Below are 25,795 nucleotides of genomic sequence, written 5' to 3' on the forward strand. Positions count from 1 at the left end.
CGAAGCCCATGAATACGAGCCCCCATCGCCATCTGCCTCCCTCCGAACTACGCCAGTTGATCCGCAGTGGTGAGCTGAACGGACCAACCGCAGGGCTGGCCAATGGATTTGCCCAGGCGAACCTGATGATCGTTCGCCGGGACCTCGCTTATGACTTCCTACTGTTCTGTCAGCGCAATCCCAAGCCCTGTCCCTTGCTCGATGTCACGGACCCAGGATGCACCGAGCCCTTGCGCGCCGCACCTGGAGCAGACATCCGCACTGATTTTCCGAAATATCGGATCTATCGCCACGGCAAGCTGGAGCAGGAAGTAAGCGATATCACGAGGTTCTGGGAAAACGACATGGTCGGCTTCCTGATCGGCTGCAGCTTCAGCTTCGAGGGCGCATTGCTGGCAAACAACGTTCCGGTGCGGCACATCGAGGACGGCCACAACGTGCCGATGTATCGAACCAACATCCCTTGCCAGAGCGCCGGCTCCCTGAGTGGCCCGATGGTGGTCAGCATGCGACCGATGCCGGCAGACAAGGTCGTGCGCGCGGTGCAGGTCACGTCTCGCTTTCCGGCGGTGCACGGCGCACCGGTGCACATTGGCGACCCGCGTCAAATCGGTATCCAGGACCTCAACAAGCCTGATTTCGGTGAACCATCAATCCTCCGCGAGAACGAGATCCCGGTGTTCTGGGCCTGCGGGGTAACGCCGCAAGCGGTAGCCATGCAAGCGAAACCCGAACTGGTCATTACCCATTCCCCCGGCCACATGTTCATCACCGACATCCGTGACGAACAAATGGGGGTGCTCTGACCCTTCATACCGATCTCGCGGCACCTCATAACAAAAATTACATCGAGAGTCCGGCTCGCACCCGGCTGCATTCCCTACCTGCCCCAACATCAAGAAAAAAGGTATCCCGATGCACTCCACCCCCAGTGCTACTCCAGCGTCACAACGCAACGTCCTGCGCGGCGCCATCTTCATCATGGCGACGTCGTCGATCGGCCCGGCTTTTCTGACCCAGACATCTCTGTTTACCGAGAAGTACCTGGCGAGCTTCGCTTTCGCCATCGTCATATCGCTACTAATCGACATCGGCGCTCAGCTCAATATCTGGCGAGTCATTACCGTGGCAAACCTGCGCGGCCAGGATGTGGCAAACCGGGTGATTGCCGGGATGGGCCATCTGATCTCCGCGTTCATCGTCCTCGGCGGCATCGCCTTCAATATCGGCAATATCGGTGGCGCCGGCCTGGCAATGAACGTGATTTTCGGAGTGCCTCCGGTGATCGGCTCGTTGATCGCCGCCGTGCTGATCATCGGCATCTTCCTGCTGCGCAACGCCAAGGGCGTGATGGACTCGGTGATGCAAGTCCTTGGCCTGGTGATGCTGTGCATGATCGGCTACGCCATGCTGCAATCCAGCCCACCGCTGATGGAAACGGTCAGTCGCAGCTTCAATCCGGACGATCCACTGATTCTGCTGCTCCCGATCGTGACGCTGGTCGGCGGAACGGTAGGCGGCTACATCTCCTTTTCCGGCGGGCATCGGCTGGTCGAAGCGGGGATCACCGGCGTACAGAATGTCGGCGTGGTCACACGCGCAGCGGTGATCGGCATTGCCACTACAGGCGTTGTGCGCATCTGCCTCTTCCTTGCCGCGCTCGGGGTCGTCAGCCAAGGCTTGAGCCTGGACCCAGCCAATCCGGCAGCGTCGGTGTTCTCGCACTCCATGGGCACGATCGGCTACAAAATGTTCGGTATCGTGTTGCTGGCCGCTTCGGTGTCGTCGGTGATCGGTGCTGCCTACACCAGCGTTAGCTTCATGTATTCACTGCATGAAAGCATCCAGCGCCACAATCAGCGGGTGGTCATCGCCTTCATCGCCTGCTCGACGCTGATCTACAGTCTGGTGGGGCAACCGGTAAAGGTGCTGGTCGTGGCCGGAACGCTCAACGCGCTGGTACTGCCGCTTGCGCTGGCCTGCATTCTCTGGGCGGCCAAGAAGCCGAGCATCGTCGGTAATGAGTACCGTCACCCGACCTGGATGCTGGTGTTCGGCCTGTTGGCCATGGTGGCCACAGCGGTGGGCGTGGTGATGTCGTTCAACGCGTTCGTCCAGTTCTGGCAGTCCTGACACAAACAGCGGAGGGCCTTGGCGCCCTCCTCTACAATCGCTGGGCGCTTAGCCGCGCTCGCCGATCAGCCACTCCAGCGGCACTTCGTGCTGACCACGCTCGTCGGTAATGAACAGTGCGCCCTCGCTGACCATTACGCTCCAGTTGATCGAGCGGGGCAAGTCTCGAGCCACGGTCTCCAGCGCTTCCTGCCCAACGCCGACAACATTGATCTTCTTGAGACTGCGCACGCTGTCGAGCACCTTCGTCTGCCAGACGCGAAGGTTGCCGTAGGCCACCAGACTGAAACGCTCGGCACGGCGCGAACACCAGGTGATCCGCTCAGCGTCGGGCTGGCCCACTTCGATCCAGTGCAGCACACGATCGTCCAGACTCTTCTCCCACAACGCCGGCTCATCGACGTCCGACAGACCGCGGCCGAAGGCCAATTGCTCGCCATACCAGAGTATGTAGGCGATCAGCCGCGCGACCATCCGCTCTTCAGTCTCCGATGGATGACGAGCCACGGTGAAGCGCAGATCCTGATAAACATGACGATCGAGATCGGTAAGATTGATTTCAACTTTGTAAGGAGTGGCTTGCAGCGCCATGGCGGGCATCCGGCGAACGAAAGGCGAAGAGTCTACAGAATTATGGCGCCTTGAGCCCGAGAGAGACCAGGTTGGCATTTGGCATGCCCCGTCATTGCGCCCTTCCCCGCCCGGCCCTTATAAAGCGCCGCCTGGCCCCTGTCACGGGCGCTCGGCAACGGAGAGCGTAAGGGACACGCTGGTCGCCGCCAGTGGGCAGCGATCAACAATTATCCGCATAGCGCGCCCAGAGGCTCTCGAATTCTCGCGCGTAATCGGCCAGCAATTGGGGGTGATTGATCACCAGCAGATTTTCTTCATTGCTGGTGGTCGCGCTACGGGTGCAGCTGAAACTGCCGTTGAGTAGCAGGCGCCCGTCAAATAACGCGAAGCACCGCCTAGACCGTGCGGCATGGTCGCTCAGGCCGTTACACGCTGGCGTCGACTACTGCACGCCATAAACACCAAACGAGGCGACGAACGAACTTTGACAATCATTCTCATTCTGTTTAGCATCTCGACATCACAGACCCAACGGGTGTTTCGTATGTACGTGTGTCTCTGCCAGGGCGTCACTGACGGTCAGATCCGTGAAGCGATCTATGAAGGTTGCTGCAGCTATCGTGAGGTACGCGAAGCCACCGGCGTTGGTAGCCAGTGCGGCAAATGCGCATGCGTAGCCAAGCAGGTCGTTCGCGAAACGCTCACGAACGTGCAGAGTGCACAGGCGTCCTTTGCCCCTCCGGTCAGTTTTGTTCCCGCCTGATTAGGGCAGCATTCTGGAAGCCGGGCTGACGCCCGGCTTTTTTATGCCTGAAATCAAAGCGTTGCTAGCAAGGCGCGGAACCGACGTATTCTCATTCAGCTTTACCCTTTTGCATTCAACGACTTAGGTTTGACAGCCCACAGGTTCGTGGCCAGACTGCTTGCATCAAATACACGGTTCGACGCAGGACACCCCGACATGAAAGGCGACAAGCTAGTCATCCAGCACCTCAACAAGATCCTTGGCAATGAACTGGTCGCCATCAATCAGTATTTTCTGCATGCGCGGATGTATGAAGATTGGGGCCTCGGCAAGCTCGGCAAGCATGAATACGATGAATCCATCGACGAGATGAAGCATGCCGACAAGCTGATCAAGCGCATTCTCTTCCTCGAGGGGCTGCCCAACCTGCAGGACCTCGGCAAGTTGCTAATTGGCGAAAACACGCGGGAAATGCTCGATTGCGACCTTAAACTCGAGCAAGGCGGCGTGCAGGATCTAAAAGTTGCGATCGCCTATTGCGAGAGCGTCGGTGATTACGGAACCCGCGAATTGCTAGAGGATATTCTCGAGTCCGAAGAGGAACACATCGACTGGCTTGAAACCCAGCTGAGCCTGATCGACAAGGTCGGCATGGAGAATTACCTGCAGTCACAGATGGACAGCTGATCGATCTGGGTGCAGAAAAACGGGAGCCATTGGCTCCCGTTATCGTTTCTGGATAGCGCCGTTGGCCAGGACTATCGGTTTATTGGCTGATTTCTCGCTTTGCAGAGCACTCGCTTTGCGTCTGAAAGCTAGACAGTCATTCAGACGAGCTAAGCGTGGACAAAGCACGGACCGCTTGAGGTTAAGAATGAATTCGCCAAAAAAACCCGCCATTAGGCGGGTTTGGATCCAACTGATTGAGCTCAGGCACCGGCTTTTTGCACGGCGTCCTTGATCAGCGGCTGCAGTTCACCTTTCTCGAACATCTCAAGAATGATGTCACTGCCGCCAACCAGCTCACCATCAACCCACAGCTGTGGAAAGGTTGGCCAGTTAGCGTATTTGGGAAGGTTGGCGCGGATTTCAGGATTCTGCAAAATGTCGACGTAGGCGAACTTCTCGCCGCAGCCCATCACAGCCTGTGTCGCGCGGGCGGAAAACCCGCACTGCGGCGCATTGGGCGAGCCTTTCATGTACAGCAAGACCGGGTTCTTTTCGATCTGCTCTTTGATGGTTTCGATGATATCCATTGGGCACCTCGGCTAGTCACGGTTGACGCGCATTGTACAGGATCAACCCTATAAAAGCCGAGTCGGCGGCTCGGCTTTTATCCCCTGCCTTCCTTGCATGCGGCCACCATGGGGCCGATTTATAAGCGCCGCGGCCGATTTGCGCCCACGAAGGCTTCTGGATAAGATCTCGCCTTTCCCGTTTCGTCGCTTTTCGTGCGACCCCCTGTCGTAGGCCCCCTTTTTCTCATCGAAAACCTCCGGCCTCGATTGCGGCAATAAAGGTAGTTGATATGAGCGCAAGGCACTTTCTCTCACTGATGGACTGCACGCCCCAGGAGCTACTCGGCCTGGTGCGTCGCGGCATCGAGCTGAAGGATCTGCGCGAGCGCGGCATTCTGTTCGAGCCGCTGAAAAACCGAGTGCTTGGTATGATTTTCGAGAAAGCCTCGACGCGCACTCGGCTATCTTTCGAAGCCGGCATGATTCAGCTCGGCGGCCAGGCCATCTTTCTCTCGCCTCGCGACACCCAGCTTGGGCGCGGCGAGCCAATCAGCGACTCCGCCATCGTTATGTCCAGCATGCTCGATGCGATCATGATTCGGACCTTTGCACACGCGACGCTTACCGAGTTCGCCGCCCATTCGTCAGTACCGGTGATCAACGGGCTGTCCGATGATCTGCACCCATGCCAGCTGATGGCTGACATGCAAACGTTCCACGAACAGCGCGGCAGCATCGCCGGGAAATCGGTAGCCTGGGTCGGTGATGGCAACAACATGTGCAATTCCTACATGGAGGCTGCCATCCAGTTCGATTTCCAGCTCCGTGTTGCCTGCCCTGAAGGGTATGAACCAGAGAGCGATCTCTTGGCGCTTGCCGGGGATCGCGTTCAGATATTCCGAGACCCGCGCGAGGCGGTAAACGGAGCCCACCTCGTCAGCACCGATGTATGGGCCTCGATGGGCCAGGAAGACGAAGTCGCAGCACGTATGGCCACCTTCCGGCCCTATCAGGTCGACCGCGCCCTGCTCGACGTGGCCGCGGAAGACGTGTTGTTCATGCACTGCCTTCCCGCTCACCGGGGCGAGGAGATCAGCGACGATCTGCTCGATGACAAGCGCTCGGTCGCTTGGCAACAAGCCGAGAACCGTCTGCATGTACAAAAAGCTCTGCTTGAGTTTCTTGTCGAGCCGGCCTACCACCACGCATGAGCCACGAACCGCTCCTGCATCTGCGCGATCTCGACTGCGGCTATGGCGGACAGAGTGTCGTGCAGAATCTCAACCTGCACCTCAATCGCGGCGATATCGGGTGTCTGCTGGGGCCATCGGGGTGCGGTAAGACCACGACGCTACGGGCCATTGCCGGCTTTGAGCACGTCAATGCCGGCGAGATCCAACTGGGCGACGCGGTTCTTTCGCGACGAGGTTTCACACTGGCGCCGGAAAAGCGCCGGGTCGGCATGGTGTTTCAGGACTATGCGCTGTTCCCCCATCTGACGGTCGCAGAAAACATCGCCTTCGGCATCCGCAAACATCCGCAATGCCAACGCATCGTACGAGAGATGCTCGAACTGGTGCACCTGTCGCCATTAGGCAAGCGGTATCCGCATGAGCTCTCTGGCGGACAGCAGCAGCGTGTCGCCCTTGCACGCGCGCTCGCTCCAGAGCCGGAGCTACTGTTGCTCGACGAGCCGTTTTCGAACCTCGATGGCGACCTGCGGCGACGCCTGAGCCATGAGGTCCGCGAGATCCTCAAGGCGCGCGGAACAAGCGCGATTCTCGTTACCCATGATCAGGAAGAGGCCTTCGCTGTCAGCGACCAGGTCGGCGTGTTCAAAGATGGTCGTTTAGAGCAGTGGGACACGCCTTACAATCTCTATCACGAGCCGCTCACGCCGTTTGTCGCAAGTTTCATCGGTCAGGGATACTTCATTCGCGGTCAGTTACTTGACCCAGAGACGGTACAGACAGAGCTGGGAGTCATCCGCGGCAACCGCGCCTACACCATGCCGGCCGGCAGCTCGGTGGATGTGCTACTACGTCCCGACGACATCATTTATTCGCCGCAAAGTGCGCTCAAGGCGCTCATCGTCGGCAAGACGTTCCTAGGGGCCTCGACCTTGTATCGCCTTCAGTTGCCGACCGGGAATCAGCTCGAGGGTATTTTCCCCAGCCATGCTGACTACCCTACCGGTGAGCAGGTCGGAATCGGAATCGCCGCTGACCATCTCGTGGTATTCCCTGCACAAGGCAGCGTCGCGGCTCATGTAAAGTTGCCGGAAACGGGCGTGCGGCGCTACAGCAGTAACGTTTGAACGCTGACGCCAGCTAGCCCTCTGCCGACCCCTGCAACACATCGCCGTTACGGTTTTTGAGGCGGCGCATCCGAAAGAAGTCGCTCAGCACCTCGCTGCATGCTTGTGACATCACACCGCCCTCGACCAACACACGGTGGTTGAGAAACTCCTGGGAAAAGAACTGGCCACGACTGATCGCAACGCCGGCTTTGGGCTCCGGAGCGCCAAAAACAACGCGCTGAATGCGCGAATGGACGATCAAGCCCGCGCACATGCTGCAGGGTTCCAGCGTCACGTACAGCGTACTGCCCGGTAGTCGATAATTCTGCACCCGCAGCGCGGCGTCCCTAATCGCCACCATTTCGGCGTGAGCGCTGGGGTCGTGGAGGGAAATCGGGCAATTGAAGCCACGACCGATGATTTCGCCGTTCTGCACGACGATGGCGCCTACTGGCACCTCCCCAAGGCGCGCGCCCTCAGCTGCCAGCACCAGCGCCTCATGCATGAAGTCTTCGTCACGGGAACGATCAATGATCACGGGCTTCTTCATGCCAGAGCCAACTCTACCTGTCCCACTCGCTTTACTCCTGCTCAGCTTGCGTCCCGCACCGTCAGACAACTTCTATGGCGGCCATCAGACCGGTTTCCATGTGATCGATGACATGACAATGAAACATCCAGACACCGGGATTATCCGCTACCAGAGCGATTCTTGCGGTCTCATTCTTGCCTAGCAGGTAGGTATCGGTGAACCAGGGCTCGATCTTCTTCCGATTGGACGAGATCACCTTGAAGGTCATGCCGTGCAAATGGATAGGGTGCTGGTATTGACTGAGGTTGCGCAGTTCGAAGATGTAGTGACCATTCTTCTTCAATGTTGCGATAGGCCGCTCCGCGCAGGTCTTGTCGTTGATATCCCAGGCCTGGCCATTGATCTGCCAAAAGGTGAAGCCTTCACCCTGCCCGGCCTCACTGGATAGCACACCGGCCCATTCGAAGTTGAAGCGCAACGTCTCCGCTTGCTGCAGATCAGGCTCAGCAATTGGATTGGCGGGCAGCGGAGCCGGCCAAGTTCCGTCACTTTCATCAGCGCCAACCGATGCAAGGGTTGCCAGCCGCAACGGTCCGTTGCGCAGCGATAGCGCTTCCCCTGGCGGCGGTACCTTCAACGCCAGGTCCACACGCATACCCGGCCCGAGCCAATATTCTTCGCCCAGCGGACGCGGCGTGATCGGATTGCCATCAAGGGCATAGAGCCGTGCGTTGCCGTCTGGAAGATTGAGTCGATACGTCAGGGTGTTATCGAGGTTGAGGATACGCAGCCGTACAACCTCTCCGGCCGGCAACTCAAGCGTCGGTGCGTGCTCCCCGTTAACGGTCGAGAGAACGCCGGGCGTCCCGCCGCGAGCCGCCTCACGCGGAACGCTGAACGCTGTGAAAGCGCCCTCCTTGTCCACATGCCAACTCTTGAGGCTGAGTGTTCGCTCATGACGGAAACCGCTCGGCTCACGCTCGTCGACGATCAACGGCCCGACCAGACCGCGGCCCAGTTGCTCAGCGCTGGTGGTATGCGGGTGATACCAGAAACTGCCCGCATCGTGCAGCTGGAACATATAGTCGAAGGACTCGCCCGGCAGCACGGGTAGCTGTGACACGTAGGGCACGCCATCCATATTCAATGGCAGACGAATGCCATGCCAGTGGATGGTGGTCGGTTCCGGCAAGTGATTAATAAAGCGCACTCGCAGCCAATCGCCCTGCCGCGCCCGCAGCTCGAGCCCTGGCGCCTGACCGCCATAACCCCAGGCAGGTGTCTTGTGCCCGGCGATCAGCTCGACGTCCACCGGTGCAGCAATCAGTTCGTAGTCATGGCTGACCGCGTTGGCCGGGCGTCCCAGCCAGTAGCGCGCGCCCCCGCCGACGGCACCCAGCACACTCAAACCTGCGAGGCCCGCCAACAGTTTCCTTCGGGTAAACGACATGGTGACTCTCAAAAACCAGCCGCGAGCCAATCAGAGCTTCGCAGCGAAAAAGGAATAAATCGCATTTACGCCATCCTACAGCTTTCTCAAAGCTCGTACAGACGCCAGATTCCAGACCGCGCATAGATCGAAGCGAACCCTCTTCGCCCGCCCCCGTCTACTGAACTGACATTTCACAAATTGACAGGAGGCCCCATGCAGACCACCGCAGCCCATGCCAAGGGCGAAGTCAGCCGAGGCATCACTTGGCTCGCTCGCGGCGGCTACGCCGCACGAGGCGTTGTCTATCTGATCATCGGCGCGTTTGCCTTCATGGCCGGCGTCGGCAGCGGTAAAACCGTTGGAACCAAGGGCGCCATACAGGAATTGTTAGGGCAACCCTTCGGCGAGACCTTGCTGTGGATCATGGTCGTCGGCCTCGTGGCCTACGTGGCATGGCGGGTGACTCAGGCAATTACTGACCCAGAAGGGCACGGTACTGATGCCAAAGGCTTGTTGATCCGAGCAGGACTGATAGGCAGTGCCGTTAGCTACACGCTGCTAGCACTGTTCACCCTTGGCCTGCTTGGCAGCTCGATTGGCAGTTCGGGCGGCGGTGGCGGCGCAGGTGGAGGAGATTTTCTATCCGGTCTGCTCGGCTGGAAATATTCAAACTACCTGATCTACCTCGTCGCATTGGTGCCGCTTGGTGTCGGTATTGCCCACATCATTAAGGGTTGGAAAGCCAAGTTCGAAAAATATTTTTACGCCTCTGAGCACGTTATGAAATGGGTTCGCCCGATTTCTCGTGCCGGTCTGATTGCCCGCGGCGTCGCCTTTCTGGTCGTCGCCGGCATGCTCTTTACAGGCGGTAGCCGCTACGAGCCAACCGACCCGCCAGGGTTGGAAGACGCTTTGAATGCCTTGCTGAATCTGCCCTTCGGCACCTTCTGGCTATCGCTGGTCGGCCTGGGATTGGTGGCGTTCGCGATGTACAGTTTTTCAGAAGCAATTTGGCGCCGTATCGACACGCCAGCGGTCATGCATTAACGATCCGATAAGAAAAAGCCCCGTATAACCGGGGCTTTTCAAGGACAGCCTAACGGATCATTCCCACTCGATCATCAACAAGCCGCCCGAACCCGCTTGGCTTAAGGGACTGGCTGAAATTGACATGGGCCTTACCGCCACTTCTACCGTCAATCGCGCAGAGCTTTACTAAGGCGAGAGATAGATCGATTTGCGGGGCGACGGATCTGGCAACGCCATCATCAATCAGCCTACATATTATCCGCAAGCCGCCCCCGAGACGAACCCGAACATGCCGTCGCTGAATCAGGGCCGAGGTGTTGCCCGTCTTCAATCTCACCTACGCCACAGTAGGTTGCCATCCTGAAACCCTCGGGCTAGAGTGCGCCCGTCGTGGTAAATCCCACGACCGGGTGTGACAACCTGATTCGTTCGAGGCGCGGTAGCGCCATAGCTTAGGTAGCCAGCAATACGATTGCTTGGTTGCTTAACTTCTATGGCGGGCCGTGTGGGGCAGGCTTTTGCCTGGCCGGTTCCCTCGGACGCCGGTTTGTCACCCCCGCACGGTCCGCCACCCATATCCGAGTGACAACGGCGGGTGACGGCTCCTTAATCGTCTGAGGAGCACAAGGAAAATGCGCTACCCCTTTTTTACCCGAGAGCTCCGCCTTGGGCTTCAGGTCTTGCTGTCCACCTCTGACCCGGAGGTGCGCCATGGCTGAGTTCGAATCCTGCGTTGTACCTTTCCCGCTGCAGCGAAGCCCGCTGCATGAATCCGAACGCTCTACCCTACCCTCTGAAGCTGCCGCTGAACTGCGCGGCGTCATGCTCGGCAATCTGCTGGATCAGTTGGCCGAACCCGATGGGTTGCAGCCGGATGATCTGCGCGTGCGGATCGCTGCTTACTCAGCTCTGGATCTGCTCGATGAGATGGTCGTGCTCTATCGTCGCGCCCTATCCGAGGCGCGAGGGGGGGCGAGATGAGCAAAGGTGTAATGACCTGCCTTCCACCTCACGACGGCCACCCAGGTGTGGAAATTACCTGGGCCACCGACTGCAAGGAGGCGTTCAATCAGGGCGCAATGCTGGCCCAGAGCTGGCTGGATAATGCTCGCAGTGGTTGGCTCTGGGCAGTCATGATCGCCGAGCGCGACTTACTAGCATGTGCGATAGAACGAAGAGCCTTTGAAGTGGGCTTCCTCAGCCGCGTCCACCAGCGCATATGCTCACCCAGGTGCTGCGGCCAGTCGGCTAAACCCCTTTCCTTGGAGCGGTAAAGCTGATGTTCGCCAGCCGGCCTTGCCGGCTTGCGCTAACCGTCACATGCCGTCAAATTTTGGCCCCCATAACGCGGGCTCCCTAGAACAGGCAGAGAACGGCCAAAAGCAGCCGCTTTTTCTAGTACTAGTGATGAAGTTTGGCGCCCTTAGGGGGCTACTAAGTCCTAGCTTAGAAAGGGTTAGTACCGAGGCTTCGACCATCCAGGATAGCCGTCGAGTTCTTCTAGCAGGTCATCGCGGTCATCCTGGATACGGCGATTTCCGCTGGATGCTGGGCGCTGCTCGAGTTCCTCGAAAATGAGGATGGACTGAGTCTGTTTAGTGGGGGCGTGGTAGGTGGTTTGCTCATAGCAGGCAAATCGTCGGGCATCATCACTGTTGCTCCAGTCCAGGCCCTCAGCATCCGCTTCGTGAAAGCCACTGGCTCCGGACATGAAAGCCTTTGCAGCTGCGGAGTTCTTGGGCAATGGAATGTCCCTAGATATCCAGACTCGAGCCTCTTTCAGTGCCTTCGAGGTGATGGCGTATTTGACGACTCCTTCCTCGGCCACCACAAACGCTAGGTGGGCTCCAGAGGCTTGAGCAAATCTGGAGGCGACGCATGATCGGGACGCCTGAAACTGTTCAGCCAGTTCCGCTAGATGCTCAAGCGTGAAGTCTTTCTCTTCAGCAAGAGGCTGAATCACTCCCCAGGGCACCAAGCACTCAGCGGCAAAAATGTCGCAAAGCACCTCTTCAGGAGGGCGGCCAGTAAAGTGTTCCAGCTCAGCAGCTGGAACCTTTTCTTCATGGTTGGATTTGAGTTCGAGGACGTGGTGGGCGATCTCATGAAGGATCGTAAATCTCTGACGGAGGGGGCTGTCATCCTGATTGACCCAGATACAGGTCTTTCCACGGCGAACAACGGTGCAGCCGGCTTCACCCTCTGCCATCTCCGTCCGAGCAACTCGAATATCCAGAAATGAAGCGAGGGCTTCCACATCGACAGGCACCGTTGTGATACCCGCATCTTTCAAGAGCTTTCGAGCCCGAGCGACCGCAATGTTTTCGTCCATGAAAATCCTCGCTCTACATCTGTTGAATGAGCTCGATCCGCTTGAGCCAAGCTTCCTCTGTGTTAGGTCGCTCACCTCGGAAGCTCATGGTTGCAACGTCCTCGAAGTCCTCCCAAGGGATGTCTTCACGAGACATCATCAGGCGGTAGAGCGCGTCGTCGAGGGTTACAGGCTTTGCCAGCAGTTTAAACACCTCAGCCTCGCGATGCCCCAACCCCAGAGCCTGGCCCAATCGGGATACGACGTCGTCGGAAGGGGCCTGTTTACTACCCTTTTCTAGTCTCCAGATGTACGCGTGATCTAGATCGCCTGCGCGCTTCTCCAGCTCACGAAAGCTCAGCTCTTGCCGTTCACGCATGGCTGCGATGAACCCCGCCAAATCCATTTTTTTCTCCAACCGCTTGCATTGCCCGCGAAGGCGGGAGTAGTCTGTTGTCCAACCAGACAACAGCTGCGTTTCATGCTCCATGATAAGCGGCTTTTTTTTGAAGTCCACTGTTGTCTGGCCGGACAACGACCTACGGGTCGTTTTTATGGGCGGCTGTGTTGTCCAGACAGACAACGCGGCGTCTAACTCATGCAAGAGGGCTTTACCATGACTCAGTTGAACGATCTCGACGTGGAGGACGTGGCCGCCGCTGTATCGGTTGGCCGCGAAGTTCGCGAGCACGGGCCTTACAAAATCCAGGTGGGTAATGAGAACCTGGACTACCGGCCTTTGGTGATCACTGATCCAGTTCCGACCGGGCAACAGGTACTGGAAGCAGCGGGACTGCGCCCAGTCGGCGAGTACCTGCTCTACCAGATGTATGCCAATGGCCATCTCGAATTGCTCAGCCCGAGCGAGACGACCGATTTGCGCCAGGCAGGGATCGAGAAATTCCTGGCATTCAAGAGCGACCGCTCGTTCCGCTTCTTCATCGATGGTCGCTCGCAGGACTGGGGAGGCCAGCGCATTTCAGGCCGCACTCTGAAGCACCTCGCAGGCGTCGACGCTCATAAATATGAGGTTTTCCTGGTGATCCCCGGCGAGGACGATGAGCTGGTTGAAGACAATGAGCTGTTTGACCTGGCTCGCCCGGGGGTGGAGCACTTCGCTGCAGTCGAGATCAGTATCAAGGTCTTCGTGAACACCCTGCCTGCCTTCGTCCACTCCCGCTACCTCAGCTACTGGGAGGTGGTACGCCTTGCCTATCCCGACGCGGTGCCGTCGCCCAATGCTCAGTTCACGGTGACCTACGCCAAGGGCTTTGAAGGCAACTCGCTTACCAACCTGGTTGAAGGCCAGATCGTCCGTATCAAGAAGGGGATGCACTTCAATGTCACACCAACTGATAAGTCGTAGTCCGCAGCTCCTGCGCTTGCGCAATGAAGGGTACAACCTCGAAGTCATGGGTTCTTACCTGCTGGTTCGCGAGGTTCCCTACGTGAATGCGCAGCGCCAGGTCTGCAAAGGCGTGCTGGTCATGACGCTCAACCTCACTGCTGATGTGGCAGAGAGCCCCGGCGACCACACTGCATATTTCATTGGCGAAATCCCCTGTGACTCACAGGGGAGACCACTCGAGCAGATCATCAACAACAGCAACCAGCAGCAGCTGCTGCCCGAGTTGACGGTGAACCACTACTTCTCTGCCAAGCCTCGCACTGGAAATTACGCGAACTACTACGAGAAGGTGTCGCTGTACGTGGCCATGCTGTCTGGCCCAGCCAATGCTCTCGACAAGGATGTCACCGCAAAAACCTTCTCGCCCATCCGGTCGGACGCGGATGAGTCGGTGTTTGTATATACCGATACAGCCTCTGCGCGAGCAGGTATCGGTATGCCTACCGAGAAGCTCAAACGGCTGAAAATTGCGATTGTGGGATTGGGCGGTACAGGTGCGTACATCGTGGATCAGGTGGCGAAGACGCCTGTGGCTGAGATCCACCTGTATGACGGCGATGCCCTACAGCAGCACAACGCGTTTCGTTTCCCCGGGGCTGTGCCGTTCGCGGTGCTGGAGCGGGGTATTACGAAGGTGGAGTACCTGTATGAGGTCTACAGCGAAATGCACCGCCATATCACACCTCACGCGTGCATGATCACTGCGGACAATGTGGGTGAGCTTCGTGTCTTTGACTATGTGTTCCTGTGCGTCGACAACACCAAGGCACGCAAGCTGGTGGTGAAGGAGCTCAAGGGGACACAGACCACTCTGATCGATGTAGGCATGGGCGTTCATTTGGTTGGCGAGACGCAGCAGATTTGGGGGACGTGCCGGGTGAGCGCACTTACTCCTGAGCACCATGATCATGCTGACCGGACGATGCCGCTAACCGAAAATGACGCTGAGGATATCTACCGCTCGAACATCCAGATCGCTGATCTGAACGGCCATAACGCGATGCTAGCCATTGGGGTTTGGAAGCGACTCTGCGGCTTCTACTCCGATAACAGTCAGGCTAGTCACATCACCTATTCGACCAACCTGAACGAAATGGGTAACAGCGAGGAGAGGCTATGACAATTCGTCGCCTCACCCCGCAGTTTGTAGAGCATTTCCCGGAGAGGCTCGAGCCTGGTGAGATTTACCTCGCAATGGAGTTCGCTACTGCAGTGCATCTGTGTGCGTGTGGTTGCGGAAACAAGGTAATAACGCCGTTCTCTCCGACTGACTGGCAGATGTCCTTTGATGGTGAGTCGGTTTCGCTGAAGCCCTCGATAGGAAATTGGTCGTTCCGCTGCCGATCACACTATTGGCTACGATCAGGCCGGATTGTTTGGGCTGGCGATATGTCCCAAGAGGCAGTCAATGCAGTTCGCAATCGAGACCTTCGAGCGAAGGTACTGCACCAAGCAGCTCGGGCTAAGGGCGAGGACGCAGGTCAGTCGGAGTGGGTAGATCCTCAGGTAGAGCCTAAGGCCGCGACTTGGTTTGATCGGCTCAAAAGCCGGCTTGGGTTGTGATGGGATGAAGCATCGGAAATCTACGTTTGAAAAGAACGGGGAAACTCTTCAGCAGTTGACTGAGGGGCCGACGCCATTCCGCCAAGCGAGCTCTGCTTGGACTGCTGTGCCGATGACTTAAGACTCTGATTTACTGGATGAGAAGGCTTATCGTTACCAAAAGCATCCAGAGCGCGCCAAGCATACTCAAGTGATAATGCGGAGTGATCGAATTTGTATGAGGTCAACCGCCTACCGCGCGCTATTCTCCAAAAAACCAGCACAGTTTTTCATAAAAAATTCCATGAAAATAATGAGTTGCGTGCGAGTTTCATATGTATCTTGCTGACTGCTAGCAATTTGCTATATTTGTTCAAAGAGCCAATCAAGGATGTAAGGCCGCAGCATGCCAACATTGAAGTGCCTCCACACGGGTAAAGACATCCCGTACACCATCTCCGATGGCATTGATCTCCGCACGACGGTCAGCCTTGACGTGGATTGGGGCGAGGAGAAAGCAAGGCTCTTCGGGCAACTGATCGCAGAGAATCCAGGCGCCTTGGACGATCCTGCTAAATGGGATGAGCTGCTTAATACCTATCAGTTAAATGACTATCACTGGGCATGGGCTCAAAAAGCCCGGCAGTGTAACTCTGCTGAATATTTTTGGTTTTATTTAATGGCGGACGGTAAAGTCCAGGCCGCATGTATTATCAAACACCCCAAAGAAAGCCGGGTGGATAATGCGGGAATTTTCTATGTCGATTACCTTGCTGTTGCATATTGGAATCGGAGAAGGAATGGTTATGCTCGGCGCTTCGATGGGGTTGGTACGAAGCTATTGATTCATGCAATAAATTATTCAATTAATGTCTTAGGATATCGCCCTGGATTCTCGCTTCATTCTTTGCCTTCATCGGAAGGTTACTACCGAAGCCTGCAAATGACAGATTATGGGATTGATGCCGCTTACCAGAATCTTCGGTATTTTGAAGCAACAGAGCCAGTAGCTCGGTCAATAGCGCAAGGAGCTGCGTGATGAGCGAGGGTAATTTCTCTCCTTGGGATGACGCCCCCATAATCCCAAGCTCCGAAACGTCACCCCAACCATTGTTTGAGGCATTTAAGCGCTTTAGCGAAGAGCTTTCAGGTAAAGACATCGATTCGCGAAAGCCGGCGAATATGTCGAGGCAAGAGTATTTGGCAATGCTCGCGTTTCAGTCGACTGAGGTGGCCGGCGTTCTATATAGAAAGAACCCCCAGGCACACGAAACAAAAGTCCAAGCTTGGCTTTCGTCCTCTATCACGATGGCAAAGCGGCTTTCACTTACGATGGCTGCGGAATACAAAGGTATCTCTCAGGACGATATCGGTAACATTATACGATTAAGCCTGAAGCCGGAGAACATTGCTAGGCTGCCAGATATTCTAGCTGAACAGCATGGTGTGGCTTTGATAGTTCAGCCCGGTTATACCTCGATGAAAATGGACGGCTGCGCACTAAAGTTGCCAGACTCTCGGCCAATGATTGGGATTACGCTTCGATACAATCGTTACGACAATTTTTGGTTCACCCTTGTGCATGAGCTCGCACATCTTTGCCTCCATGATGATCATCTTGATACTCCAATCGTAGATGACTTAGATGAAGCTGTAACAGATGACATAGAGGCAGAGGCGAACGCATTTGCTAGAGAATGCTTTGTCCCGCGTCGTGAGTGGCGCGTTCTATATGAAAATCGTCACAGCGAATCCCAGCTAGAGAAAACGTGTGCGGATCTTGGGGTTCATCCAGATATTGTCGCAGGCTTAATAAGGTTTGCTGCCAAAGACTACAAGCTCTATCCCCGCCGTCATCGTACAGTGGACGTCAAAAAACTTTTGGGGTTTGCGGATGTATAAATACGCTCCGTTTCTGAAGTTTAAGCAAAATGAGATCCAAGCGGTATTTTCCATATATCCTGACATACAGGGCTTTACTTTGCCGCTTTTTGATATACCTAAAGAAAAAAAACAAGACACTGAACTAGATATACTAAATAGGCTAAGCAAGGGCGAGAAGCAGTTAGCTGCTCATTCAAGAAAGATCCCGAATCTAAAATTCTTCATAGATAACTTTGATATTGATGACAGCGTACTTTTGGGCGGCACCCAGCAGTACCGATATATACTCGGCAAGCTTGAGACTTACAACATTATACCTATTGTTGCTTTTGATCGGGCGCCGGATCACAACGTCGCAGCTATTGAATACTGCAAGCGAAAGTGCAGCAGATTAGGAATCCGACTGCAAACTGAGGATTTTCAAAGCTTCAATTTGCTTAAGCTGAAATTGGCTCAGATTTTGTCTGAGGCGACTGAGGCAGGCGTGACGACCACCTATCTCATTTTCGACTGCAGGATGATTGAAAGTCACGAGGACGTTGACGATCTTAAAGCTTCGATTGAAAAATTCTACAACCAATGCAGCCAGCAATTTTCGATTAATCATTACATAGTTGTTGGATCGGTGATCCCTGCAAACATTACAAAGCTAATGAAAACCAAAACCACAATGATGGTTGAAAGGTTAGAGGATAAGCTTTGGAGGAAGTTGACAGCCATTCCGGCACTTTCAGGAATTAATTACGGTGACTATGGGGTAGTTAGCCCTGAGTTTTCAGAGGCGGATTTACCTGTCGAGTTAATGCCTAAATTTATGGCCCCTAAAGTTTTTTATACAACGAAAGGGGAGTTTTATGCTGAGCGCGGAGGGCAGTTTCAAGGTCATGCCAAGGGGTACGGCCAATATTTCGATATTGCGGACAACATAGTAAGCAAGCCCTATTTTTGTGGAGCCGGGCATTCAGATGGCGACAAGTATATACACACAAGGAGTAATCTGAGTGCGCGACGCCCTAAGAAGGGTGGTTCGCCTGGTAGCTGGATAAAAGCAACCCTCTCAGCTCACATTACGTTTGTCGTAAGGAAGCGTTAGTTCGGTTTAGAATGGCGCTTTGGATCTGCGCCAAGGCGTCGCTCTTATTGACAATGGACCCTAGGTTCTTTGCGAAGTCATTTCGATTGCCGGACTTCTTCTGTATCACTCCCATCCTCTCGGAAACGTCGAGAAGCTCCTGACGCCAAAGCATCATGAGCGCCTTGTTGGTGACGAAGTCAGGATTATTGGATGCTTTGCGTTCATATCTAAATATGACTCGGTCGCCCTTATCCTGCGCAACCAAAACACCCCAGTATTCAGGAAGGTTCCGCAGCGCCCAGCGAACATGTTTAGTGGTAAGCACTAGCGTAAGTTTGGGGAAGGAGTGAGAGAATACTTCCGCTTGCTTTAGTATTCGCTGAATGCTATCAGTTTCACCCTTGATCTCGTAGCAGTGCATTTGCTTATAAAATGCGACGACGTCCGCAACAGCATTTCCATTGTGCACATGAAGTTCTTGCAACACATGGGTCGGTCGAGGAGACCTAGTATTCAGATGCTGCACTAGCGCATTTCGAATCTCAGCATCTTTAAGCATGCAATAAATGCTCCACTGTAAAGCTTGTAAACTTTTATTTTACACATGCAATATAGATAAATCGACAACGAAGATGTGGCCTGCTTCATGCCGCGGGTCTTTCATCGATGCCAACAGGCAGCAATGCGAAATCAATCGCCCTTGGGGCGCCCCCTCCATACCTATGCGTAAGCATTTCTGTCAGCGCCCTTTTGGCCCAGGCCGTGTAAAAGCGTTGGCATCGACCTTGCTGTGATTTGATGGAGTCAAACTCAGCAGGGCTAGCCATGAAGCGTTTCATACAGGGAGAGCATCGAGGCCAAAGCACACTGCCGCGCGCCCCCACCCGAAAGGCTGATGCTCAGGCGCGCGCACCCGGCAATCAGCCTGGAGCAACCGCATTAAGCTGCCAGTTGATTGAGACCGTTACGGTCTTACGGTTTTGCACAAATCCGTCGATACGTATCCACGGATTTACGGATTGGTGGGGAAGCGGATCTGCGCTTTTACGGATTTACGGAAATCCGCCGATGCGGTTTTCCGGTTTTGCAGAAAGCCGTAGAACTGCACCTTCGGAGACTGCAGCCACACAAGCCGCGTACCGCCCATTGGGCGAGACTGCGAGACGCGAGCTCGCACACGAACAGGCCAGGGTCTACCAGTGAGGCCCGCCTGTTCACCCTTGAGCTACGCTTACCGACAGCGGCTAGAAACGCCTCCAGAGCCCCTTAGAACGCTCCAGCCGCTTTACCCCATCTGCGCCCCCCAAGTCATCTGAAGCGTTTCAACGCGCTCCTAGGCCGTTCCCTGCAAACGCGCACAGACCCGGGGGCGACCATCGGCGCTAACACCAGCAAGAGGACGACGCGCCGCAGATCGCAACGCATCCCCTCGGCGAGATTATCTGGAGCCGCCTGCGCCCAGCTTCGGAGCGACGCCCTCTCCTGCCTCGGAAACCGCTGAAACATCCGGCGCACGCCGGCACGTGCTATCAGGCGCATCACCCTCGTGCTATTAGGCGCATGAACTCCGCTGCAGGCCACGGCTGGCGGGGCTTACAGCTTCCCTTAACTTAACTAACTTAAAAACTCTAACTTGTTATTGGGGCAGCGCCTGTGTGTGAACAGGTGCTAATCGGGGCAGTCTGGCCGGGGGATCCGGCCATGATCGTCGCCCTGCTCAACCAGAAAGGCGGGGTGGGCAAGACCACCCTGGCCACCCATATCGCCGGCGAACTGACCCTGCGCGGGCAGAACGTCATCCTGCTCGATGCCGACCCGCAGGGCTCGGCGCCGGACTGGACGCAGCGGCGCAGCCAGCAAGGTTTGCCAAGATTGTTCAGCGCCGTCGGCCTGGCGCGCGAGACGCTGCATCAGGAAGCCCCGGAGCTGGCTCTTCGCTCCGATCACGTGATCATTGACGGGCCATTGCGCATCGCCGCCCTCGCCCGCTCCGCGTTGCTGGCGGCAGATCGCGTGTTGATCCCGGTGCAGCCCAGCCCCTACGACCTATGGGCCAGCGCGGAGATGGTCAACCTGATCCGCGAGGCGCAGGTGTTCAGGCCCACGCTGCGCGCGGCATTTGCCATCAACCGCCGCGTCAGCACCACGGTGATCGGCCGCGAAGCGCGCGGCGCCTTGGCCGACCAACCGCTACCGGCACTGCAGGCCGAAGTGCGCCAACGCATCGTCTTCGCCGAGAGCGTGGCAGCCGGTCGCTTGGCACGCGAACTGGCACCGGATAGCGCTGCTGCACGCGAGGTCAGCAGCCTGGTCGACGAGTTGCTGAGGTGGTCGCCATGAGAAGCAAGCGCATCGGTATCGGTGCACGTCCACTGGCAGATCCCCAGGCCGAAGCCTGGATACGCCAAGGCGCAGTCATCAACAACGGAAGTGTCGAGCGCTACAGCACTCGGCTTACACTAGATGTGACGCAGGCGCTACGCACGCACCTCAAGCTGACGGCCTTCGCCCCCGGCGTGACCATGCGGAAATGCTGCGCGAGTTCCTGATGCAACAGGCCTTGTCATTACGCATAGGTACTTACCAGACATGGCGACCGCTGACACTGCCCGCAGGCAGCATATTCGCCATGGGTTGGGCAACGCTCGCAACGCCGCCACCGCAGCTGGTCTACAACACGTCCGACAACGTGTCTGCAGGCTTGTATCGCACTTCTCCGGCCAATGCACCGGCTCCTAGCAATCTGATGGTGGTTCACCTACCACCGGAGGCAATGCAATGGCTGCGCAACACGGCTACCTGCTGACGAACGCACCGTTGTCGGCGGCGATCGTGCCGCAGCGCATGTGTATGCAAGAGGGCCAGGTGGGCGCGCATCAATGGCGTCATTGTTGCCAGGCTCTTGCGCAGAGATCGACAGGGTCGCGCGTTGCCAGCCTGGCGAACCTACCAACGCCTGGTTGGCGATGAATTGCTCCTGCTCAGCAGCATCAACCCGAAGTCATTCGACAGTCGCCACTTCTTTCCGCTGTCTGTCGGCGGGATGATCGTTCTGGCGCAGCTCTTGTGCTCGGACTCATGTCGATAAGCTGTCCATTATCGCGTCGCTCTAGATGTCGATAGCGTGTGCTCAGCCTGCGCATTCAAGCACCGCGGACCCGCGGATACCTCTGCCCTCGGCTACCGCCCAGCGGCTGCGAGATCCTTAACATCACCCTGCCTGTTTGCCCTGCTCAGGAACACAACTGCACGGAAAAAGCGGAGGGCAAGATAAAAGGGGGCGGCACTCCGTTGGCCCGGAAAGCAGTCTGCACGGGGGTTGGAGACGGCACTCAATGCATGCATAGGCGTGCCGTGCACAACGCAAACGCCCGCCAGTTCTGGCTTTGGCGCGTGCCTAACACTCCTCATTGCGATCAGCTTGGAACTTGAAACCTAAGCCTGAAGCCTTGGGCCGATATAGACCCCTGATAGTCTGGCCCGATCAAAACTGAACACGTGCGTGTGTGGACTTTCACCGCACCTACCAACAAGAGGCACTGGGTGATCTGGCCTTCCTTCTGCTAACAAAATCCGGCCACCACAGAAGGGACAGTCACTTGAAAAGCGCACGAACCTTGTCCAAGGCCTCTTCTCATCATCACGGTACATTTCGAGTTCGGCAGAATCCTCCTTGAATGAAAGCAACGGAGCCGGTGCCTTTACGACTCGGTTGTCTACCAACTCAACCCATGGTTGATGTACACCACGCCATATGCACCAAGCCAGAAAGCCCACTAAAACGCTGATGACGAGCTGCCGTAGCGTAAGCGCCTGATCAATTGCGGAAAGACTCCATAGCGATGCAAAAACCCAAAGCGACAGAAACCCCATACCAAGCAGCACTGTGAGTAGCATCATCACACCCCGCCAACTGCGGTTCTCCAGCACACCCTCGCGGAAAATAAGCCGTAAAAACAGGGCTGGCTTAACCTCACCATTTTCCGTCCTGGTGTAGATGATCTGTCGAAATGCCTGCCCTGTAAGCAAGCCGCCATCACTGTTTTCAATCGGCTGAGTTGTAAGCCAGTAGACTCGCTGGTTACCTGCCCCGCCCTTCGCATCACTGCTTGCGATCACCGGTAAATGCTTCAAGCCCATTTGCTCTGCACGTTTCCGAATCGAGTTCATCCGGGAGTCTAGGAATGTTTCCAGCGCGGTGGTTGGCAGCCAACGCGCAGGGTCACGCCCGGCCGCTTTCACTTTCGGGTCGCATATATCTAGCAAGGTCGCGCGGTCAAACGTCTGAGGGTCCTGGTTGCCCTTTTCCAGAGCATTAATGCTGGCCTCCAGCAAAACTCGGATCACCTTGTAGGCTTTTACATCTGGTGCAGGCGACTGCCGCAGCTCTTCATCCAGACAACGCATTACTTTCAGCACAAACCCTCCCTATGCCCCGAAAATAAAGGGACCTAAGCATCTCCATGAACCCTCCCGAACCCTTTATGTAGGGTTCGGGGGAGGTTTTAACCAGCTCGAATCATGACTCTTGAAGCCGTCTTAACACCAGAGGCTTAACCCATGAGCATGTTCGTTGCACTCGATCCAAACGGCCAACTGATAACCATTGAAAACGCCATGCGTGGGCTTGCGTGCAATTGCTCATGCGCATGCTGCGGTGAGCCGGTGGTCGCTCGCAAAGGCCTGATCCGTGAGCATCATTTCTCCCACCACTCGAACAAGGAAAGCTGCTTCATCCAACGCGAAAGCCTGCTGCACCTGTACGCCAAAGAAGTCATCCGCAACCAGCTCGGTCTGCAGCTGCCACCTATGCCTGGTGTCTGGCCGGACAGCGAAGACAAAAGCAGCTGGTGGGATTTCGAAAGGGTGGCAGAGGAGGTCCCACAGCAAGGATTCCAGCCAGATCTGGTCGCCCACCTGAAAGATGGCAGTCAGCTATTCATCGAGGTAGCGGTCACCTCATTCATTGGCGTCGAAAAACTGGAGCGGATCAGAAGCGCCGGCATCAACACCGTCGAGATTAACCTCAGTGAACTATTGCTCAACAAGCAGCCAATTCCCTCAGAAGAGGTGAAAGCCCATGTATTGGAGCAGACACGCAACAAATCCTGGATCTTTCCCGAACCGCCCCCATTACCTGCGCACCCGGCAATTGACTGGCAAGCCATTGCAGCCAAGCTCCCTTCAGCTGATCCCCAAGCCAAATGTACCGAGCACCGCTATACGATTATGGGGATGTGGTTATCCGCCCGAATACTGCCTACAGGCTCAGTTGCCGTGCGCTCCTGGTCATTCAACCCACAAATCACTGAGCTGCTTAAAACCTGGCGAAATGAGCTGGGAGGCGAGTACAACCTCAAGTACAAGAATTGGATTTTCTATCCTCAGTGTCGAAACGAAGTACTAAAGCGCCTTCAAGAGTTGAACCAGGAGCACTGATTAGGCATGCCACTCAAGCCAGGCCAGCCCGGTTGGAAATTGGACAGTGAGCCGAATAGGCTCGCTAATCGGCTCATAGATGAACACCCCTTATGAATGACCCGCTCTGGATCTGGCAGCAGCCCAACTGGCACAGTTCAGTTGGCAAGCCGAAGCGCTTGCACCGCTGCTGCGCGCCTGCAGCCAGGCTCAGGGACGTTTGTTAGGGATGCTCGGTGCTAAGTGCAGAGCAGCCTGGATGCCATGCTGCAGAACATCGTCACATCTTCAGCCATCGAGGGTGAGCAGTTGAATGTCGGTTCGGTACGCTCATCACTGGCTCGGCGCTTGGGGCTGAGCGAAGAAGGTCGCACCACCTCACGTTCCGAAGGTCTGACGGAACTGCTGCTCGATGCCACCCGCCTGCACCAAAAACTGCTAGACGAACAGCGACTCATCACCTGGCACCACTGGCTATTCCCCAGCGATGACCAACTGCTGGCCAGACCACTGCAAATCGGCGCACTGCGTGGCGAAGAGCCCATGCAGGTGGTTTCCGGTCGAATCGACCGCCCTACCGTACATTTCGAAGCCCCTCCTCGCGCCGGGCTGAAAGCGCAACTGGCGGACTTTCTGGCCTGGTTCGAGAGCAGCCGCAGCGATGCCAGCCTTGATCCCTTTCTGCGCGCCGGCATCGCCCATTTCTGGTTCGTTACCCTACCCACTTCGATGACGGCAACTGCCGCCTCACGCGCGCCATTACCGACCAGGCATTGGCTCAGGGCGAGCAGCAGGCTATTCGCTTCTATGCCATGTCCGCGAGCATCCTTGATGATCACGCTGGTTATTACCGCATCCTTGAAGCTAGCCAGAAAGGTACCCTGGACATCACCGCCTGGCTGCAGTGGTTTCTCAGAACATCGCTTAATAACCTGGAGCAAGCCCTTGCTCGTATCAACCGTATGCTGGTCAAGGCGCGCTTCTGGCAGGCACACCGCAGCCAAACGCTATCGGCGGAGCAGATCAAAGTGCTTAACCGCCTGCTCGATGGCGGCGAGCGCGGTTTCGAGAACGGTATCAGCGCGGCGCAGTACCAAGCCGTGGCCAAGGTATCCAAAGCTACCGCAAACCGTCATCTGAGCGACCTGCTGGGAAAAGGCTGCATCGAGCGACTTCCCGGTGGTGGGCGCAGCACGCGTTACCAGATAGCACGCTGAGCACCCTAGCCGAGCTAGTCAGCCTCTAGTGCGTCATCGCGCCATAGGACAATGGTCGTGATCCCCTTGAGCGATTGAAAGCAATTAGCCATTATCCAGACCAGTGCCAGTCAACTGGATTTCGGCACGCCTGCCCGCCCAGCCATCAAGCAGCTTTGCTCAAGGAAGAAAATGGATTACAGCCCGATAGTCGCCCAGGTCTGGGGCATGCTGACCTGGTTCATCCCGGCAGCCCTGCTGATCGGCCTGCTCAAATCACCTTGGGCCAAGGGGCAGATCGGCGAACTGCTGGTGCGCCTGTTTACCCATTGGCAGTTGGACAAGCAAACCTACCGCCGCCTGCACAACGTCACCCTGAACACGCCGGACGGCACCACGCAGATCGACCACGTATTCCTTTCGCTCTACGGCATCTTCGTACTGGAAACGAAGAACATGAGCGGCTGGATCTTCGGCAGCGAGAAGCAGGCGCAGTGGACGCAGAAGCTCTACAAGCGCAGCTTCAAACTCCAGAATCCGCTGCGGCAGAACTACAAGCACCTCAAAGCTCTGGAAGCCACCCTAGGCGTCAGTCCCGAGCATCTGCACTCGGTCATCACCTTCGTCGGCGGCGGCACGTTCAAAACAGAAGTGCCTGCCAACGTCACCCAGGGCAGTGGCTTTATCTGCTACATCCAGTCATTCCAGCAGCCGGTATTCAGCGAGGCTGAAGTCGACACCATGCTGCACGCCCTGCAAACCGGCCGACGTGCGCCCACCCTCGCCCCCCATCGCGAGCATCTACAGAACCTTAAGCACCGGAGTGATCCGACAGCCAAACAGCGATGCCGTAAATGCGGAAGCGCGCTGCTTATTCGTACCGTTAAGTCGGGCCCGAAAGTAGAACATCAATTCTGGGGCGGCTCGGCTTTTCCAAGATGCTGAACCATGCAAAGCCTCTGAGCGCATGAATCAGCAAG

26 protein-coding genes and 3 pseudogenes are annotated in these 25,795 nt (G+C 56.4%); 20 read left to right on the forward strand and 9 right to left on the reverse strand.

Annotation, left to right across the window (positions count from 1 at the left end):
- Positions 1-8 precede the first annotated feature (8 nt).
- A complete protein-coding gene (locus K4O48_RS14235; RefSeq protein ID WP_222909057.1) occupies positions 9-806 on the forward strand; it encodes a putative hydro-lyase in 798 nt (265 codons plus the stop codon).
- A 109-nt stretch (positions 807-915) separates the two neighbouring features.
- The gene (locus tag K4O48_RS14240) at positions 916-2,133 is read left to right on the forward strand and encodes an NRAMP family divalent metal transporter (RefSeq protein ID WP_222909058.1); all 1,218 of its coding nucleotides are present in this window, start codon (positions 916-918) and stop codon (positions 2,131-2,133) included.
- 48 nt (positions 2,134-2,181) lie between these two features.
- Here the strand turns inward: K4O48_RS14240 and K4O48_RS14245 are convergent, their stop codons facing one another.
- Together K4O48_RS14245 and K4O48_RS14250 are read right to left on the reverse strand one after the other, a co-directional pair.
- Positions 2,182-2,724 (reverse strand): YaeQ family protein, encoded by a 543-nt coding sequence (locus tag K4O48_RS14245; RefSeq protein WP_222909059.1) that lies wholly within the window; start codon positions 2,722-2,724, stop codon positions 2,182-2,184.
- Between the two features lie 202 nt (positions 2,725-2,926).
- A pseudogene (locus K4O48_RS14250) lies at positions 2,927-3,094 on the reverse strand (phospholipase D-like domain-containing protein); the annotation flags it as partial.
- A gap of 156 nt (positions 3,095-3,250) precedes the next feature.
- Here K4O48_RS14250 and K4O48_RS14255 point away from each other — a divergent pair.
- Both K4O48_RS14255 and bfr read left to right on the forward strand, forming a co-directional pair.
- Positions 3,251-3,469 carry a bacterioferritin-associated ferredoxin gene (locus K4O48_RS14255; RefSeq protein WP_222909060.1) on the forward strand — a complete coding sequence of 73 codons (219 nt, stop codon included), beginning with the start codon at positions 3,251-3,253 and terminating at the stop codon, positions 3,467-3,469.
- A 198-nt stretch (positions 3,470-3,667) separates the two neighbouring features.
- Positions 3,668-4,138 (forward strand): bacterioferritin, encoded by a 471-nt coding sequence (gene bfr / locus K4O48_RS14260; protein ID WP_222909061.1) that lies wholly within the window; start codon positions 3,668-3,670, stop codon positions 4,136-4,138.
- A 242-nt stretch (positions 4,139-4,380) separates the two neighbouring features.
- Here bfr and grxD read toward each other — a convergent pair whose 3' ends face one another.
- Positions 4,381-4,707, reverse strand: coding sequence for a Grx4 family monothiol glutaredoxin (gene grxD, locus K4O48_RS14265; RefSeq protein WP_222909062.1), 327 nt, complete (start codon positions 4,705-4,707; stop codon positions 4,381-4,383).
- Positions 4,708-4,979: 272 nt separating this feature from the next.
- On the opposite strand from grxD, the gene argF reads away from it, so the two are divergent.
- Both argF and K4O48_RS14275 read left to right on the forward strand, forming a co-directional pair.
- The gene (argF, locus tag K4O48_RS14270) at positions 4,980-5,900 is read left to right on the forward strand and encodes an ornithine carbamoyltransferase (protein ID WP_222909063.1); all 921 of its coding nucleotides are present in this window, start codon (positions 4,980-4,982) and stop codon (positions 5,898-5,900) included.
- Positions 5,897-7,006, forward strand: coding sequence for an ABC transporter ATP-binding protein (locus tag K4O48_RS14275; protein ID WP_222909064.1), 1,110 nt, complete (start codon positions 5,897-5,899; stop codon positions 7,004-7,006). The genes argF and K4O48_RS14275 overlap by 4 nt, the downstream gene beginning before the upstream one ends.
- A gap of 13 nt (positions 7,007-7,019) precedes the next feature.
- On the opposite strand, the gene tadA is transcribed toward K4O48_RS14275, so the two are convergent.
- Both tadA and K4O48_RS14285 read right to left on the reverse strand, forming a co-directional pair.
- Complete coding sequence (gene tadA, locus K4O48_RS14280) at positions 7,020-7,538, reverse strand: tRNA adenosine(34) deaminase TadA (protein WP_222909065.1); 519 nt, start codon at positions 7,536-7,538, stop codon at positions 7,020-7,022.
- Between the two features lie 61 nt (positions 7,539-7,599).
- Complete coding sequence (locus K4O48_RS14285) at positions 7,600-8,970, reverse strand: multicopper oxidase family protein (protein ID WP_222909066.1); 1,371 nt, start codon at positions 8,968-8,970, stop codon at positions 7,600-7,602.
- A 195-nt stretch (positions 8,971-9,165) separates the two neighbouring features.
- Between K4O48_RS14285 and K4O48_RS14290 the strand changes: the two genes are divergently transcribed.
- From K4O48_RS14290 to K4O48_RS14300, 3 genes are all read left to right on the forward strand, one after another.
- Positions 9,166-9,999 carry a DUF1206 domain-containing protein gene (locus K4O48_RS14290; protein WP_222909067.1) on the forward strand — a complete coding sequence of 278 codons (834 nt, stop codon included), beginning with the start codon at positions 9,166-9,168 and terminating at the stop codon, positions 9,997-9,999.
- Between the two features lie 693 nt (positions 10,000-10,692).
- Complete coding sequence (locus K4O48_RS14295) at positions 10,693-10,962, forward strand: hypothetical protein (RefSeq protein WP_222909068.1); 270 nt, start codon at positions 10,693-10,695, stop codon at positions 10,960-10,962.
- On the forward strand, positions 10,959-11,255 hold the full coding sequence (locus tag K4O48_RS14300) for a LasR-specific antiactivator QslA (protein ID WP_222909069.1): 297 nt from the start codon (positions 10,959-10,961) through the stop codon (positions 11,253-11,255). The genes K4O48_RS14295 and K4O48_RS14300 overlap by 4 nt, the downstream gene beginning before the upstream one ends.
- A gap of 182 nt (positions 11,256-11,437) precedes the next feature.
- On the opposite strand, the gene K4O48_RS14305 is transcribed toward K4O48_RS14300, so the two are convergent.
- Both K4O48_RS14305 and K4O48_RS14310 read right to left on the reverse strand, forming a co-directional pair.
- The gene (locus tag K4O48_RS14305; protein ID WP_070885536.1) at positions 11,438-12,313 is read right to left on the reverse strand and encodes an ImmA/IrrE family metallo-endopeptidase; all 876 of its coding nucleotides are present in this window, start codon (positions 12,311-12,313) and stop codon (positions 11,438-11,440) included.
- A 13-nt stretch (positions 12,314-12,326) separates the two neighbouring features.
- The gene (locus tag K4O48_RS14310) at positions 12,327-12,827 is read right to left on the reverse strand and encodes a helix-turn-helix domain-containing protein (protein ID WP_260523636.1); all 501 of its coding nucleotides are present in this window, start codon (positions 12,825-12,827) and stop codon (positions 12,327-12,329) included.
- 81 nt (positions 12,828-12,908) lie between these two features.
- Here K4O48_RS14310 and K4O48_RS14315 point away from each other — a divergent pair, with 81 nt between their 5' ends.
- From K4O48_RS14315 to K4O48_RS14340, 6 genes are all read left to right on the forward strand, one after another.
- On the forward strand, positions 12,909-13,658 hold the full coding sequence (locus K4O48_RS14315) for a multiubiquitin domain-containing protein (RefSeq protein WP_222909070.1): 750 nt from the start codon (positions 12,909-12,911) through the stop codon (positions 13,656-13,658).
- A gap of 16 nt (positions 13,659-13,674) precedes the next feature.
- The gene (locus K4O48_RS14320) at positions 13,675-14,820 is read left to right on the forward strand and encodes a ThiF family adenylyltransferase (protein ID WP_260523637.1); all 1,146 of its coding nucleotides are present in this window, start codon (positions 13,675-13,677) and stop codon (positions 14,818-14,820) included.
- Positions 14,821-14,894: 74 nt separating this feature from the next.
- Positions 14,895-15,263 (forward strand): DUF6527 family protein, encoded by a 369-nt coding sequence (locus K4O48_RS14325; RefSeq protein WP_236101311.1) that lies wholly within the window; start codon positions 14,895-14,897, stop codon positions 15,261-15,263.
- A 385-nt stretch (positions 15,264-15,648) separates the two neighbouring features.
- Entirely contained in the window at positions 15,649-16,281 is a 633-nt protein-coding gene (locus K4O48_RS14330; protein WP_222909072.1) for a hypothetical protein, read from the forward strand.
- Complete coding sequence (locus tag K4O48_RS14335) at positions 16,281-17,144, forward strand: ImmA/IrrE family metallo-endopeptidase (protein ID WP_083329777.1); 864 nt, start codon at positions 16,281-16,283, stop codon at positions 17,142-17,144. The genes K4O48_RS14330 and K4O48_RS14335 overlap by 1 nt, the downstream gene beginning before the upstream one ends.
- Complete coding sequence (locus K4O48_RS14340) at positions 17,137-18,219, forward strand: beta family protein (RefSeq protein WP_222909073.1); 1,083 nt, start codon at positions 17,137-17,139, stop codon at positions 18,217-18,219. The genes K4O48_RS14335 and K4O48_RS14340 overlap by 8 nt, the downstream gene beginning before the upstream one ends.
- Here K4O48_RS14340 and K4O48_RS14345 read toward each other — a convergent pair.
- Complete coding sequence (locus tag K4O48_RS14345) at positions 18,194-18,760, reverse strand: sce7726 family protein (protein WP_070885539.1); 567 nt, start codon at positions 18,758-18,760, stop codon at positions 18,194-18,196. The two genes, K4O48_RS14340 and K4O48_RS14345, sit on opposite strands and share 26 nt — an antisense overlap.
- Positions 18,761-19,902: 1,142 nt before the next feature.
- Between K4O48_RS14345 and parA the strand changes: the two genes are divergently transcribed.
- Positions 19,903-20,541: a ParA family partition ATPase gene (gene parA, locus K4O48_RS14350; RefSeq protein ID WP_222909074.1), complete on the forward strand. Its 639-nt coding sequence runs from the start codon at positions 19,903-19,905 to the stop codon at positions 20,539-20,541.
- Positions 20,538-20,758: pseudogene (locus K4O48_RS14355) on the forward strand (hypothetical protein); the annotation flags it as partial. The gene parA and the pseudogene K4O48_RS14355, both read left to right, overlap by 4 nt.
- Positions 20,759-21,636: 878 nt before the next feature.
- Here the strand turns inward: K4O48_RS14355 and K4O48_RS14360 are convergent.
- Complete coding sequence (locus tag K4O48_RS14360) at positions 21,637-22,620, reverse strand: hypothetical protein (RefSeq protein ID WP_150606161.1); 984 nt, start codon at positions 22,618-22,620, stop codon at positions 21,637-21,639.
- A 141-nt stretch (positions 22,621-22,761) separates the two neighbouring features.
- On the opposite strand from K4O48_RS14360, the gene K4O48_RS14365 reads away from it, so the two are divergent.
- From K4O48_RS14365 to K4O48_RS14375, 3 genes and pseudogenes are all read left to right on the forward strand, one after another.
- Entirely contained in the window at positions 22,762-23,640 is an 879-nt protein-coding gene (locus K4O48_RS14365) for a competence protein CoiA family protein (RefSeq protein ID WP_222909076.1), read from the forward strand.
- Positions 23,641-23,732: 92 nt separating this feature from the next.
- Positions 23,733-24,836 (forward strand): annotated as a pseudogene (locus K4O48_RS14370) (Fic family protein).
- A 171-nt stretch (positions 24,837-25,007) separates the two neighbouring features.
- Entirely contained in the window at positions 25,008-25,760 is a 753-nt protein-coding gene (locus K4O48_RS14375; protein ID WP_222909077.1) for a nuclease-related domain-containing protein, read from the forward strand.
- The last annotated feature ends 35 nt before the right edge of the window (positions 25,761-25,795 follow it).

Origin of the sequence: Pseudomonas sp. DNDY-54, assembly GCF_019880365.1 — a bacterium.
Taxonomy (GTDB): Bacteria; Pseudomonadota; Gammaproteobacteria; order Pseudomonadales; family Pseudomonadaceae; genus Stutzerimonas; species Stutzerimonas stutzeri_P.